This is a genomic window from Prevotella multiformis, from assembly GCF_018127985.1.
Taxonomy (GTDB): Bacteria; Bacteroidota; Bacteroidia; order Bacteroidales; family Bacteroidaceae; genus Prevotella; species Prevotella multiformis.
The window spans coordinates 133,538-148,388 of sequence record NZ_CP072357.1; the positions used below are offsets into that span (position 1 = coordinate 133,538).

13 protein-coding genes are annotated in these 14,851 nt (G+C 49.9%); 4 read left to right on the forward strand and 9 right to left on the reverse strand.

Annotated elements, in window-relative coordinates; genetic code table 11:
• Positions 1–125 precede the first annotated feature (125 nt).
• Complete coding sequence (locus tag J4864_RS00520) at positions 126–647, forward strand: hypothetical protein (protein WP_211814215.1); 522 nt, start codon at positions 126–128, stop codon at positions 645–647.
• A 35-nt stretch (positions 648–682) separates the two neighbouring features.
• On the opposite strand, the gene J4864_RS00525 is transcribed toward J4864_RS00520, so the two are convergent.
• From J4864_RS00525 to J4864_RS00565, 9 genes are all read right to left on the reverse strand, one after another.
• Positions 683–1,348, reverse strand: coding sequence for a DUF4276 family protein (locus J4864_RS00525; protein WP_211814216.1), 666 nt, complete (start codon positions 1,346–1,348; stop codon positions 683–685).
• Positions 1,345–2,406: an AAA family ATPase gene (locus J4864_RS00530; RefSeq protein WP_211814217.1), complete on the reverse strand. Its 1,062-nt coding sequence runs from the start codon at positions 2,404–2,406 to the stop codon at positions 1,345–1,347. The genes J4864_RS00525 and J4864_RS00530 overlap by 4 nt, the downstream gene beginning before the upstream one ends.
• Positions 2,407–2,636: 230 nt before the next feature.
• Positions 2,637–3,020 (reverse strand): hypothetical protein, encoded by a 384-nt coding sequence (locus tag J4864_RS00535; RefSeq protein ID WP_211814218.1) that lies wholly within the window; start codon positions 3,018–3,020, stop codon positions 2,637–2,639.
• 133 nt (positions 3,021–3,153) lie between these two features.
• Positions 3,154–4,701, reverse strand: coding sequence for a type I restriction enzyme HsdR N-terminal domain-containing protein (locus tag J4864_RS00540; protein ID WP_211814219.1), 1,548 nt, complete (start codon positions 4,699–4,701; stop codon positions 3,154–3,156).
• A 112-nt stretch (positions 4,702–4,813) separates the two neighbouring features.
• A complete protein-coding gene (locus tag J4864_RS00545; RefSeq protein ID WP_211814220.1) occupies positions 4,814–6,547 on the reverse strand; it encodes an acyl-CoA dehydrogenase family protein in 1,734 nt (577 codons plus the stop codon).
• An 87-nt stretch (positions 6,548–6,634) separates the two neighbouring features.
• The gene (locus J4864_RS00550) at positions 6,635–7,030 is read right to left on the reverse strand and encodes an endonuclease domain-containing protein (protein WP_211814221.1); all 396 of its coding nucleotides are present in this window, start codon (positions 7,028–7,030) and stop codon (positions 6,635–6,637) included.
• A gap of 125 nt (positions 7,031–7,155) precedes the next feature.
• Entirely contained in the window at positions 7,156–8,178 is a 1,023-nt protein-coding gene (locus J4864_RS00555) for an electron transfer flavoprotein subunit alpha/FixB family protein (protein ID WP_211814222.1), read from the reverse strand.
• Positions 8,179–8,341: 163 nt separating this feature from the next.
• Positions 8,342–9,211, reverse strand: a complete 870-nt coding sequence (locus tag J4864_RS00560; RefSeq protein ID WP_211814223.1) for an electron transfer flavoprotein subunit beta/FixA family protein — start codon at positions 9,209–9,211, stop codon at positions 8,342–8,344.
• Positions 9,212–9,416: 205 nt separating this feature from the next.
• Complete coding sequence (locus J4864_RS00565) at positions 9,417–9,590, reverse strand: hypothetical protein (protein WP_211814224.1); 174 nt, start codon at positions 9,588–9,590, stop codon at positions 9,417–9,419.
• Positions 9,591–9,635: 45 nt separating this feature from the next.
• On the opposite strand from J4864_RS00565, the gene dnaG reads away from it, so the two are divergent.
• The 3 genes from dnaG to cls are packed head-to-tail and all read left to right on the forward strand — an operon-like array spanning position 9,636 to position 14,689.
• The gene (gene dnaG / locus J4864_RS00570) at positions 9,636–11,570 is read left to right on the forward strand and encodes a DNA primase (protein WP_211814225.1); all 1,935 of its coding nucleotides are present in this window, start codon (positions 9,636–9,638) and stop codon (positions 11,568–11,570) included.
• A complete protein-coding gene (locus tag J4864_RS00575) occupies positions 11,567–13,249 on the forward strand; it encodes a hypothetical protein (RefSeq protein ID WP_211814226.1) in 1,683 nt (560 codons plus the stop codon). Before dnaG ends, J4864_RS00575 begins: the two co-directional genes overlap by 4 nt.
• 18 nt (positions 13,250–13,267) lie before the next feature.
• Entirely contained in the window at positions 13,268–14,689 is a 1,422-nt protein-coding gene (gene cls, locus J4864_RS00580; protein WP_211814227.1) for a cardiolipin synthase, read from the forward strand.
• Positions 14,690–14,851: the final 162 nt, after the last annotated feature.

Sequence of the window (14,851 nt, forward strand, 5' to 3'; positions counted from 1 at the left end):
GCCGCTTGCCTCGTTCCTGCATCAGATAGCTTTTTTTATTACCGAAAAAGCTTCCAACTGGGAAAAAAACAGTATATTTGCACTATACTTCTATCGGATTGACTAACTTTTAAACAGGAATGAACATGAAACAACTGAAAACAATCAAACGTCTGACCGCCTTCGGCCTGTTGGTACTGATGACCGCCTGCTCCACAGAGAATACCGTTATCGGAAATGTCGGAGTAAGTGATGTGAAGTCGTCAGGCTGCAAGGCCTCTGCCTCGCAGCTGGATTCCCGTCCTGAATACTATAATAATTTTGTAGGACAGAAGTCTGTTCTGCATCTTACGCTCGGTGCGGATAACATCGTCAATGCACGCTTTGCTGACTTTATGGACAACTGTGCCATCGAACTGTTCCATGTTGATGCAAGCAGCAGCGAGGGAAAAATCGTCCTCGTTCTGTACCCCGATAAGGATATGGCGACAAACTGCATCTGCCGGTATGATGTCGACTTCAAGATGCAGAACATCGTTCCCGGCAGCTATCAGCTGGAGGTGTACCATACTACTGCTGACAAACAAATCAGCAAGGGCAATATGGTTTATAGCGGAACTGTAAAGCTGGAGAAAGGAAAAGAGGTTGTGCTGACAATGAACCGGTAGGAGGATAGTGTGGAAAGTATGGTCGTGTTACCCTTTTATCCAAGGGCTTCTTCCATACTTTCTATCCATGCTTTGAATCTGGGACATTTCTCCAGCAGTTCAGCCATCCCCACAGTATTAATGATATCTATCCCATGTAACACTTTATTATAACTGGGGATAAGTTTTTTCAATCGCACAGAAGGAGCTGTGTCTGGGTGGTTGTTAATGTCTTCGGGATTAGGATGTTGTTGGATGACATTCATTAATCCGTTATAATCCATTTCGCTTCTTTCAAACAGGGAATCTATTCCATTGATGGAAGCAAACACCAAAGCCTCAAATTCATGAAGCTGGATATAGGGGATGAAGTTATCGAACAGCTGATTTTGAGAATCTTCTAAGTCTTTCTTTATTCTTGTTTCAAGTAGATTTGCTTGCTCCTGATGTGTTTGCGTAGCTTTCAAGTCATTGAAGCCGGGAAAGTCTGAAGGCAGACGATAGAAATCTATCATCATTGATACTACTACATCCTTTTCGTATATTGTATTGAGAATGTCCTTTTTGATGTAAGAGTATTTGGAAATTCCCCCATGAGAGTGTTTTGTCTTGAAGCATTGTATGGTATTATACAGTCCTTTGGAACAGAAAAAAGGACAAAGTATATTGTTGACGAAACTTTCTTCAGTTTCGCCTTCTACTATTATTACCAGTCTTTTCATAGTAATGTTGGTTGTCCGTTAATTACACTTTTTGTCCATAATTCTCCTAAAGAATAATCGTCTAACCAGCTTTGCAATGTGTCGTTGTTCAGTCTGTTGAAAGAGGATTGCCTGTCCTTGCGGTCTACAGTGATAATATCTTCAGCATCAAAGTTGTTGATAAGGTTTACTGACTGTGTGGATATTATAACCTGACAGTCTCTGGAGGCAACAGATTTTATCATACCAGCCAGCTTGACAATAGCTGTCGGGTGTAGACCCAGTTCTGGTTCGTCAATGATAATAACTTTGGGCAAGACAGGTTGTTGCAGGAGTGTAGCAAGAGCGATGAATCGTATGCTGCCATCAGATAAATCATTGGCATCGAAATACTTCTCGTTATTTTCCATATCACTCCACTGTAAGTTGATCTGGCTTTCGTCGAGCAGAGATGGTGCAAGAGAGAAATTACCAAAGTAAGGCATAACAGAATGGATCGTCAGTTCTATCCTTTTCAGTGTCTTGGGATGTTTCTCTTGCAGCATATATAGAAACGCCGGGAGGTTACTTCCGTCAGTCTTGAGAAAGCGGTTATCATTGATGTTTGCACTGCTTCTCAACGGTGCACCTTTACTTGTGTCATGGAAGTGAAAAATCTTGTAACTTTGAAGGTATTCTCTCAGCCACTTGTCTCTAAAAGTCGTTGAGTCTTTGATGTGGCTTTCATCTATGTTAGATACATAGAAGGGGCGTGACTGGTAGTAGCTGCTTTCTTCGGCAATGAACAGACTTCCGTTGTCCCGTGCCTGAAGAGTGACTCCATAAGCATTGTCGCCAAACTCCAGATAGCCTTTCAGTTCTTTGGTTTGCTTTCGGCCATAATGAAATAGTCTTTCTGCACTGTTCTGCATCGTATAGTTGTGCAATCGTTGCTCATAGATGATGTTTATCAGTCTGAAAAAAGAAATGAAGTTAGTTTTGCCAACACCATTTGAACCAATCAATATATTGATCGGTCTCAACTCCAAATCAGCGTGATGGATAGACTTGTATCCATCTATGATAACTTTGTTTAGCATTATAAAAATCTCATTATAGAAGTATTGGACAATCCCGCTGCAAATATACGATAAATTTATCATCTTCACAACTATTTTCCTGATAGAGGACTAAATACTATTTCATGGTGATTGATTAGATGTATTGTTAGGTGGATTCTGTTTTTGAGGTAACCTGCAATTAAATTCAAGCCGCAATGCTCCCTGCATTGTGGCTTGGATTTAGTTTTTCTTTATAAAAGCAGATTTTGTTACTGCAACTGCATGATACCGTCTTTATTGACGCTCACGACGCCTTTTACTTTCCTGAAGTCGGCAATGGCTTTGTCGATGTCCTGGTTTTCATCAACCTTGACGGCGACCCCGCTGAACTCCTTGTATTTGTAGAGAAGGGTACAACCCTGCTTCTTGATGGCTTTCAGCAGGGGCTTGTTGCCGGTTTTCCTGTCGAAGAAGATGATCAATGTGTGGCTGACAGGACTGCTTGGTTCTGTGCGGGTTGCACTTGACCCGCCGTTTTCTTCCCCGTCACCGTTCATGATCTGTTCCTTTATCGGGCATTGTGCGGATGCTGCTGTTAACTGGATAAATAACAGACCCATCAGCAACATACTTGCTTTAAAATATCTCTTCATATTGTCTTCTCATTTTAATCTCAATGGCAAAGGTAGTTATAAATAGGCAGATAACAACTAAGATTTATAATTATTTCAGTTTGCCTCTCCTTATAGGGGTACTATGTGTAATTTCTATATGGAATCAAAATGTTTATAATGCTGCCACAACTCCTTTTCCTATGCATTGTACAAGTTTTGCTCCGATGATTTTGTCAGCGTATATGGCTTGCCAATGATAGTCAAATAACGGTGTCTCTATATTACAACTTCCGGTAGATTCAACCTTATAAATCATTAAACGTTCTTTGTCACAGATACCCATTATTTTGGAACGGAGCATGCGTGCATACGACAATGCTTGTCTAAATGCCTTTTGTTGTTCTAAGATAGAAGACATATCTAATTTAGCCTCAATGATGAATGGAGCATATTCAAAATGTTTCTCACCTTTGGGGAAGAAAACAAAGTCCGGGATAGCTTTTTCCTTTCTGCCTGCTTTTAACTGGAGTTGTCTTGTCCAATCAGTTTCGACATAGCCAAATCTTTTCAGAATTGGGATAAGGAGCTTTTCTTCAACATCCTTTTCTAACTTTATTTCTCCAAAATCTATATATTCTCCTACAAACAGTTGTGGAAACTTGTCTATTTTTGCGCCTTTTGATGCTGCTAATCTAAGGAGTTCTGAGTAATCTTTTGCAGAGAAAGCGACTCCGTTAATACCTTGTAGGTTCTTGCGTACTATTGGTAAATTTGAAAAGTATTCGTCATTCTTTAAGTCATTAAATGTAATCTCAGGAAGTCTTATTCCTTCTTGGATAGTTGTACGGCAATGGTAATAATCGAAAGGATTAAATATACCTGTAGAGCCAGCACGCCATACGGAATGAATATAGCTTCTGGGAGACGTACAATACATAATAACAATATCTCCTTTTCGAGTTTTCTCATTACAAGCCCAAATAGAACTTTTTGCCGCAGGTGAATTTCCTAAAGAATCTAAAAAGGCAAAATCGTTTTTGCCGGAACCACCTGTTAACCATATATTGGTTGGTTGTGGTAATTCTGTTTCTATAGTTGTTTCTTGTAGAACTCTCATACCATAGTCATATATACAAGCACACAACTCTGCATCGCTTAGCTCGTTTTCTTGTTGAAAAGCATTTAGTACAACGCATATATCATAATAGTACATAAGGTACTCTTTATAATTTGTTGTGTGAGGAATGGGTGGTAACTCTATACCAAGAACGTCACAGCTTTTCTGGAATAAGTCAAAGCGGTCTGACAATAAAACAGGTGTGAAGAAGGAATCATAAGAATAAAGGAATAAGGATAAGGCATCAATGGTTGATGCTTTGGCTCTAAATTTATTATGGGATATGATGTCTTCCCTCCACTCGATATTATCATTATCATCAATATGAAAATATCTTATATCATAAGTGGTTATAAGATGTTCAAAGAACTCTCGACTAAAGATATCATCTTCTTTGACAAACCCTCTTTCAATTAGGTTGATATTATATAATACGACTCTATCCAAAAGATATTGTAAGTTCTCATTTATATCCCATTGCTTTAATAACTCAATTATCTTTTCAATGTTGTCCCATATATTTTCTGTTTCAGGATTGAATATATCAATAGCTTTTTTACCATCCTCAGATTGCTTATAATAATTCCATAAATTTTTATTCATACTCAGTTAGGTCTTGATTTTGTTTGTAGGTTTATTGTTTATTATAAATAAAAGCGAAGAGGGGAAATTAGTTCCTCCACCCTTCGCTTTCATTTCTTATATCGTTCAATACTTATGCTTCTTCTGTCTCTTCTTCCACAGCCTTGAACTGCTCAAGGTCTTCCGGGTTGAAGGCTTTGATGTAAGCGGCGCTGCCGATCACCTCTTCTTCTGCCATACGGACGAAGACGTTGGCAGACTTCTTGAAGAGCTCCGGTGCCTTGGCAGCATCCTCGATGAGGAGGAGGGAACCGATGATGTCGGCAGTCATGTTGTACAGCCGGCGTGCGAGGAAGTCGTGGACATCCTGGTTCTCGCCTGCATTCACCTTCTCGACCGCCTCTTGATAGAGCCGGACGAGGCGGGCGACACGGTCGCGCAGCGCCTTCATGCAATCACAGGCGAGTTCATCCTCAAGCATCTCCTTCATGATAGAGAGGTAAGTGCCGTTGGTGATGTAGCGCACGGCAGCAACCACCTGCAGCTGCGTCGTTCCCTCATAGATGGAGAAGATACGTGCGTCACGGTACAGCCGCTGGCTCTTGTACTCCATGATGAAGCCGGAACCGCCGTGGATAGAGATGGCATCGTAGGCGGTCTGGTTGGCATACTCGGAGTTGATACCCTTTGCCAAGGGTGTGAACGCATCGGCCAGACGGGTATATTTCTTCATCTCCTGGCGTTCCTCCGGTGTGAGCTTCTGGTCACGCGCAATGTCTTCCAGTGCTTTGTAGAGGTCGACGTAGCGTGCCGTCTGATACAGAAGGGAACGGCCGGCATCGAGTTTCGCCTTCATACGGGAGAGCATATCGTAGACAGCCGGGAACGTGATGATCTTCTTTCCGAACTGTGCGCGCTCCTTGGCGTATGCCAGTCCTTCGTTGTAAGCCTCCTGCTCGACACCGACCGACTGTGCGGCGATGCCGAGACGTGCGCCGTTCATCAGTGCCATCACGTACTTGATGAGGCCCATGCGTGTGTTGCCGCAGAGTTCTGCCTTCGCATTCTTATAGACCAGTTCGCAGGTAGGAGAGCCGTGGATGCCGAGTTTGTTCTCGATGTGGCGCACGTCAACGCCTCCGTTGCGCTTGTCATAGATGAACATGGACAGTCCGCGTCCGTCACGTGTACCCTCTTCCGAACGTGCAAGGACGAGGTGGATGTCGGAATCGCCGTTGGTGATGAAACGCTTCACGCCGTTCAGTCGCCAGCAGTTTTCCTTTTCGTCGAAGGTAGCCTTGAGCATGACACGCTGGAGGTCGGATCCAGCATCAGGCTCAGTGAGGTCCATTGACATGGTCTCACCTGCGCAGATACGTGGGATGTACTTCTGACGCTGTTCCTCATTGCCGAACTCATAGAGTGTGTCGATGCACGACTGCAGTGACCAGATGTTCTGGAAACCGGCGTCTGCGGCAGCAATCACCTCGGACAGCATGGAGAAGACGACGTTCGGCAGGTTCAGACCGCCATAGCGGCGGGGCATGGAGACACCCCACAGTCCGGCCTGACGTGTAGCCTCGATGTTCTCCAGCGTCTTGCTGGCATAGTGCATACGGTTGTCGATGAGGTGCGGACCTTCCTGGTCGACAGCCTCGGCGTTCTGTGCGATGATGTTCGCCGCCACGTCGCCTGTGATGTCCAGGATGCGCTTGTAGTTCTCAATCGCATCTTCATAGTTCACCGGCGCGTCAGCATGTTCAGCGGCATCAGCATAATTACGCTCTTTCAGTTCTACGATGCGTTTCATCAACGGGTGCTCCAGATGGAACGCTATTTCCGGGTGGTCAGTATAATAATTTGCCATATTAAAAGTGTAGTGGCCCCTCCCCCTTGCCCCTCCCCCAAAGGGAGGGGAGTAGAATGTTCTGTTCCTGGTGGTTAGGGGTCTTCTTTATTCGTTGTTTATAAAATCGTTTATTTGTTCAGTGACGTTATCAAGTTCTGTGCAAATCTCATCATTCGTGAATCTAAGTACGTTGAAACCCATGTCGTTGAGGCATTCTGTCCTCGTCGCATCATCTGTCATTTGCTGAGATTCATTATGATAAGCTCCATCAACCTCTATAACCAAGTTGTGAGAAAGACATACGAAGTCGACAATAAAGTCGCCGATCGGGTGTTGTCTTCTGAAGTGGCAATCACCCCTCATACCTCTTAGCTCGTTCCAAAGGATACTCTCTGCAAGCGTCATCTCCTTTCGATTCTCCTTTGCATAGTCCTTCAAGATATGATACCTGTCAGGTGATGAGGTTTCATAACCCGACTTCTTCCTCCTATCCTCGCTCATGGTTGATTGCGTGTCAGCTTATAACGTCTTCTGAATATAAGTAGAATAGTCCTATTCCGTCCTTTCAATATCCCTCTGTACATTTCACTCCCCTCCCTCTTGGGGAGGGGCCGGGGGAGGGGCCGTTACTTACTGTTCTGCTTATAATATTTTATCAGCTTCGGCACTACCTCCTCAACGGTACCATTGATGACATAGTCGGCAATGGCATTGATGGGAGCGTCGGGGTCGTTGTTGATGGAGATGATGATGCCGCTGTCCTGCATACCGGCAATGTGCTGGATCTGGCCGGAGATGCCGCAGGCGATGTACACCTTCGGGTGAACGGTGACACCGGTCTGTCCGATCTGGCGGTCATGGTCAGCCCAGCCTGCATCCACGGCGGCACGGCTGGCACCTACTTCTCCATGGAGTTCCTTTGCCAGCTTGAAGAGCAGGTCGAAACCTTCCTTTGAGCCGACACCGTAGCCGCCGGCAACAACGATCGGCGCACCCTTGAGGTTGTTCTGTGCAGGCTCGACATGACGGTCGATGACCTTTACCACATAGTCCACCTCCGGTACATACTTCGCTACATCAGGATAGACAACCTCGCCCTTTGCCTTGCCCTCATAGAGAGCCTTCTGCATGACACCCGAGCGGACGGTCGCCATCTGCGGACGGTGGTCAGGGTTGACGATGGTCGCCACGATGTTGCCGCCGAAGGCAGGACGGATCTGATAGAGCAGGTGCTCGTAATGCCTGCCGGCTTTCTTGTCGTCGTAGTCGCCGATTTCAAGCTGTGTACAGTCGGCTGTCAGTCCGCTGGTCAGTGAGGACGATACACGCGGACCGAGGTCACGGCCGATTACAGTAGCTCCCATCAGGCAGATCTGCGGTTTCTCCTCTTTAAACAGGTTCACCAGAATGTCCGTGTGCGGTGCCGACGTGTAGGGGAAGAGCCCCTCGCCGTCGAAGACAAACAGCTTGTCTACACCGTAAGGAAGAATCTGGTCTTCCACTTTCCCCTTGATGCCGCTGCCGGCAACAATGGCGTGGAGTTCCACGCCTAACTCGTTTGCGAGCTTGCGACCCTTGGTCAGCAGCTCCTGTGAAACCTCCTGTACGGTGGTCTCCTCTATTTCGCAATATACAAATACGTTGTTCATAGGCCTCACCCCCGCCCCCTCTCCGAATGGAGAGGGGAGTGAAATGTATCGTTTACGGGGGATTTAAATGTTTATATAATACCTCACCTTTTATGTATGTTAATAGCAAACAGTACATTCCACTCCCCTCTCTATTCGGAGAGGGGGCGGGGGTGAGGCTTTTTTATCCAATAATCTTCTCTCCTAACAGTTCCTTTACGAGCCCCTCTACATCCTCGTCCGAGCCGGTGAGCGTCTTGCTCTCCTTGGCCTGGAAGACGATGTTCTGTACCGACTTCACCTTTGTAGGCGAACCGGACAGGCCGCACTGAACCTCGTCGCCGTCAACATCGGCTACCGACCACTGGTTCAGGGTCAGGTAAGGACGCTCCTTGTAGAGCTGTGTCCAAGGTTCATCGCCCTTTCGTTCCATCGGACAGGTAGCATACTTGTACTTCATCACGAGACGGGCATTGCAGGGACGGGCTGGAGCAGCGGTGCCGTTTACCGTGACAAGCACCGGCAGCGGTGCCACGACGGTCTCTACACCGCCGTCGATGTGGCGGCGGATGGTCGCCTTGCCGTCCTCAATCTTAAGGATTTCCTCGGCGTAAGTAACCTGGTTGAGTCCCAGTTTCTGTGCGACCTGCGGCCCCACCTGTGCCGTGTCGCCGTCGATCGCCTGACGTCCGCCGATGACGATGTCTACATCGCCGATTTTCTTCACGGCCGTAGCCAGTGCATAGGATGTAGCCAGCGTGTCAGCACCTGCAAACTTGCGGTCGGTCAGCAGCCAGCCGGTATCGGCGCCGCGATAGAGTCCCTGGCGGATAATCTCGCCGGCACGTGGAGGCCCCATGGTCAGTATTCCCACGGTAGACCCCGGGTTCTGTTCCTTCAGCCTGAGCGCCTGCTCCAGTGCGTTCAGGTCTTCCGGGTTGAAGATGGCAGGCAGTGCGGCACGGTTCACCGTTCCCTCGGCTGTCATGGCATCCTTCCCCACGTTTCTTGTGTCAGGTACCTGCTTGGCAAGTACAACGATTTTCAAACTCATAAATATAATAATGTGTTGTTTAGAAATTCTGTCACGTGTCTGATGGCAAAAGTACTGTTTTTTTGCAAAACAAACAAATAAAAGCCGTAAAAACCGTCCTGCCGTCACGCCCTTGGAACCGATCGGGCGAGAACTTCCGTCAGCCGTATCGACATCACACGAAGTCGACCTCCTGTCCTACGGCTGCCGGCCCGCCGCTTCCCGACTATCCGGGAATCCCATTCCCAAGCCTTGGGAATCCAGTTGCCAGACGTTGGGAACCGCATTCCCGACCGGTCGGGAACATGTCAGCCTGACCGGTGCTGTTTTTTTTCTGTTCTTGTTTTGTCTTATCATCGGTTTCTGTTATCTTTCCTTTAAAGGAAAACATTTTCTTCATCCGACTGGCTTATAGTTCGGGAATTTTATCTAAATTTGTGGCATAATGATTGACAGACCTACCGTAGACAGGATTATGAATGCGGCGAACATCGTTGAGGTAATCAGCGATTTCGTTTCTTTACGCAAGGCGGGGACAAGCTACAAAGGCTTGTGCCCTTTCCATGACGACCGTACACCGTCGTTCTCCGTCAGCCCGGTGAGAGGCGTTTACAAGTGTTTCTCGTGCGGTGCGGCGGGCAATGTGGTGAAGTTCATCATGGAGCATGAGCAGATGACCTACCCCGAGGCCTTGAAGTGGCTTGCCAACAAATATCACATCGAGGTACACGAGCGGGAACTCACAACGGAGGAGAAGCAGCAGGAGAATGAGCGGGAATCGATGTTCCTGGTCAATGAATGGGCTGTGAAGTACTTTGAGGACATCCTGCACAATGACGTGGACGGCATGGCCGTCGGTATGCAGTATTTCCGCAGCCGCGGCTTCAGAGACGACATTATCCGGAAATTCCGGCTGGGTTTCTGCCTGTCGGGCCGTCATGCCTTTGCCGATGCCGCCTTGAAGGCCGGCTTCCAGAGGGATTTTCTGGTCAAGACAGGCCTGTGCTTTGAGCGGGAGAACGGAGAACTCGTCGACCGTTTCAATGGGCGTGTGATGTTCCCGTGGATAGGTGTGAGCGGTAAGGTGACGGCTTTCGGCGGCCGTCTGCTGGATGCTCGCACGAAAGGAGTGACCCAGAAGTATGTCAACTCTCCCGACAGTGTCATCTATCACAAGGAACGCGAGCTGTATGGTATCTTCCAGGCGAAGAAAGCCATTGCCAAGTACGACCTCGTCTATATGGTCGAAGGATATACGGATGTCGTTTCCATGCACCAGTGCGGCATCGAGAATGTCGTCGCCAACAGCGGGACGGCACTCTCCGTGCACCAGATCCGCCTCCTGCACCGCTTCACATCCAACATTGTTCTGCTCTATGACGGTGATGCCGCAGGGCAGCATGCCGCCCTGCGGGGCACGGACATGCTGCTGTCGGAAGGCATGAACGTGAAGGTGCTGCTGCTGCCTGACGGAAAAGATCCCGATGAGTTCGCACGCAGTCACAGTGCGGAGGATTGCAGAAGGTATATAGAAGACAACCAGACGGATTTCATCGTCTTCAAGATCAACGTCCTGCTCAATGGCGTTACCGATCCCGTCAAGCGTTCGGAAGCCGTCAGTTCGATCGTCCGGAGCGTCTCTGTCATCAAGGACCCGATACTCCGTGACACCTACATCCGTGAGTGCGCCAACCGCACCGGCGTGTCGGAGCGTACGTTGATGGAGCAGATGAACCGTAACATCTATTCCAACCGGGAACAGCAGACACGTGAACAGCAACAGCAACGGGCTGCGGTCATACGGCAACAGCAGGTGGAAGAACAGGCTACAGTACCTGTCCGGCAGGTGTCGAAGGTGGAACAGATGCTCATGCAGGTCATCGTCAGAGACGGTGAGAAGATCATCTTCCGTGACGTGAAGGACGAGGAGAGCGGGCAGCTGTACAGTCTGACCGTGGCGCAGTACATCGCCTTCGACCTCGGCAGTGACAATCTCGGCTTCTCCGATCCGCTTTATACGAGAATGCTCCGGGAGGCGGTGGAACACAGCGGGGAGGAGAATTTCAGGGCGGAGGAATACTTCATGCAGCATGCCGACATCCAGATCGCATCTGCGGCCGTGAAACTCGGTGTCGACCGCTTCCAGCTCTCGGAGAGCCTGCAGGTGAAGGAGACGGAAAAGACCCTGTGCGACCGTGTGGTACACCTCATAGCCGACTTCCGCCTTGATTATGTCTCGTCCCACCTGAAAGAACTCAATGCACGGCTGCTGCAGACAAAGGATCCCGAGGAGATGACGAAGACCATGGAGGAAATCATGAAGATGCAGACCCTCCGGAACAAACTGGCAAAGAAATTAGGTAGCGATATTCTGGTATGATAGACAAGATAAGAAAAATTCTCAGACAGCCTCTCCGGCTTTCAAGCCTCACGCTGGAATCCAACAGGCGGATCGTGTCGAAGGCCCTGAAGGCCCTCAACTGCACAGGGGAATGGCAGGAGGATAAGGACACGGCGATGGTGCGCTTTGACTTCCAGAGCGGGCACTTCGGCATCCATCTCTCCAGGCAGCATCCCCAGGTGGAACTTTCGTTCCTGTTTTTCGCCGAAGCCGGTATGAACGACCTGAATACGGTCCGCCATGTGTGCAACCAGTTCAACCTCAATTCTGACGGGCCGCGTTTCTGCTACACCATCAACGAAAAGACGAATATCATCGATCTGCATATCTTGACGACACTGCTGCTGGACGAAGACCGTGCCAAGGATGTTCTTTCTTCTGCAATGATCGACTCGTTCGGCTGGCAGAGTGCGTTCGTACGGAGCCTGAACGAGATGAAGACGGATGCGAAGAATGCGGATACCAATGACATAGAACGTGCCGTGAACGATCTGTCGCGCGACTTCTTCCTCCTGCGCGAACAGGAACTGTCCCACCAGCAGACGGCGCCGGGATGGCGGCATAACGACAAGGAGCCGGCGGCGCTGGCCCGGTGGATGGAAAGGGCGTTCGGCATGGTAGACGTCGTTTTCTCGGAACTGACGGTGGTGACGGACCGGCTGACGGTGCTCCATGACAGGGAGGCGATCGCCGGTTATGATCTGGCAGACGCATTGATTGCCGGCGGCGCTTTCGTCCGTCCGAAGGCGATGCTCGACCTGGTGTTTTTCCTTCCGTCCCATCCCACGGTACGCCGGCGCATGACCTTCAGCCTCCAGCAGACCGACAGCTGCGAAGCGGTGCTCTACTATCAGGTCGTCGCCACATTGTTGCCTTTGCAGGCGGCGCCGGGCAGGCCGATGCACTCAAAGGAGCTGCAGGCACAGGCGCGTTCAGCCCTGCTGGCATACGACCTCCGCAGCACGAAGCAGCTGCAGGACGAGTTCGTCTACATGTGGAAGGAAGCCAAGAGCAAGATGGCCAATGGCGCGGCGCGGCAGCTCACGGAAGAGCAGCGGGCGATAGCCGACGTGGTGGACATGGAGGCCGGCCGGTTTGTCTATCGCGGCCGTGCGCTCTACCGGCAGAAGCGTTACTATGAGGCCATAGCCAGTCTGGAGAATGCCTTCCGGCTGCTGTATGCTGCCTTCTACCGGCTGGGCAAGACTGAACGGGACGTGTTCTTCGAGGTCTGTTTCATGCTTGGCTTCTGCTATGATGAGCTGCGGCAGTATGAGCAGGCCTATTATTACTTGACGTTCACCCTGGGGCTGAACCGATCCGTCTATGCCGAGGAATATGTGAACTGCATGGTCAGCATGGGCGATTTCCGCTCGCTGGGGTGCATTGACGGTCTCCTGAACGAGCTGCGCGGCTCCCTCCCGGAGGACGAGGAGGAGGAAATAGACCCGTCGCTGCGCTCGTTCCTGCGGTTTCTTTACCGGCGGAAGGCTTATGTGCTGGTGGAGATGCGGCGGCTGGATGAGGCGGAGAAACTGCTCCGCCGGATGGTCAGCGACCCGGACAGCAGCGACTTCGCATTGGGTGAACTGGCTTATATCCGGCACCTGCGGGAAGGGCGGCAGACTGACCGGGAGGGCGGAAGGAAAGACAAGTAAAGCGAGAGGAGGGTAAGGATGTTTTATGTTCATTGGATTTTCCTGGTTCTCTACACGGCGGTCATCGTCATTGCGATGATCCGTGTGCTGATGGACAACCGGCAGCCGGCCAAGACGATGGCGTGGATGCTGGTGCTGACCTTCATCCCTCTGCTGGGCATCATCCTTTACTTCTTCTTCGGGCAGATCACCCGCAAGGAGCGCAAGATATGGCAGCACAGCATGGACCAGCTTACCAAACGGTCGATGCTGGAGTTCGTCGAACAGAAACGGCTCCACCTGCCGGATGCGTACCGTACGCTCATCAACCTTTTCATGAACCAGAACTGGGCCTTGCCGTTTAAGAACAACGAGGCGGAGATCTATACATCCGGCTATGAGTTCTTCCCGTCCCTGCTGATGGAGATAGGAAAGGCGGAACACCATATCCACCTGGACACCTTCATCATTGCCGACGACCCGCTGGGGCAGATCGTGGCCGATGCGCTGATCGACAAGGTGCGGCAGGGCGTCGAGGTGCGTGTCATCTACGATGATGTAGGCTCATGGAAGACGAAGAACCGCTTCTTCGACCGTATGCGGGCCGAGGGCATAGAGGTTTATCCCTTCATGCCCGTCCGCTTCCCGGTCCTCACCAGCAAGGTGAACTACCGCAACCACCGCAAGATCTGCGTGATAGACGGTGAGGTGGGCTTTGTCGGAGGCATGAACATCGCCATGCGCTATGTAAAGGGGTTCGGGAAACTGGCATGGCGCGACACCCATGTGCGGATAACAGGTGCTGCTGTCTACGGGCTGCAGCGCGCCTTTCTGGTAGACTGGTTCTTCGTGAGCCAGTCGCTGATCACCGACCACGGTTACTATCCGGCAAGCAGGGTAGGGGACAACGACTGTCTTGTGCAGATTGTGACAAGCAGTCCGACGAGTCTCTGGCCGGAGATAGAACAGGGTTATGTCAGCGTCCTTGCCAGTGCAAAGCGTTATGTCTATATGGAGACACCGTATTTCCTGCCGACCGACCCCATTCTTTTCGCCATGCGTACAGCGGCACTGTCGGGCGTTGACGTAAGGCTGATGGTGCCCTACGAGACGGATACGAAGATTGTGGAGTGGGCATCACGTTCGTATGTGACGGCGACGGTGAAGGCGGGGGTGAAGGTGTATCTCTATAAGGCCGGCTTCAACCATTCGAAGCTTCTTGTCTCTGACGATGCGGTGGCTACCATCGGATCCACGAATGTGGATTTCCGTAGCTTTGAGAACGATTTTGAATCCAATGCTTTCTTCTATGACAGGGAGATTGCCTTGAAGGTGAAGACGATCTTTCTCAACGACCAGGCGGAGAGCGTCGCCCTGGAGGATGTGCGCAACCTTACCCACCGGTCTTTCCTCCAGCGGCTGTGGGAGTCGATGGTCAGGCTGCTGAGCCCGTTATTGTAAAGGATGTCCTGAAAGTCCCCATTGAACTTTTGCCTGCATGGACATTGTCAGCCCTTTGTCCCGTTTGGTTTTATACGGCATATTCTGGTTTTACTTTCAGGCGCATAACGCCGGAAGGAGAGGCTGCCTGTCTGAAGGGGAAAGGACTGAAAGGGTGATTTC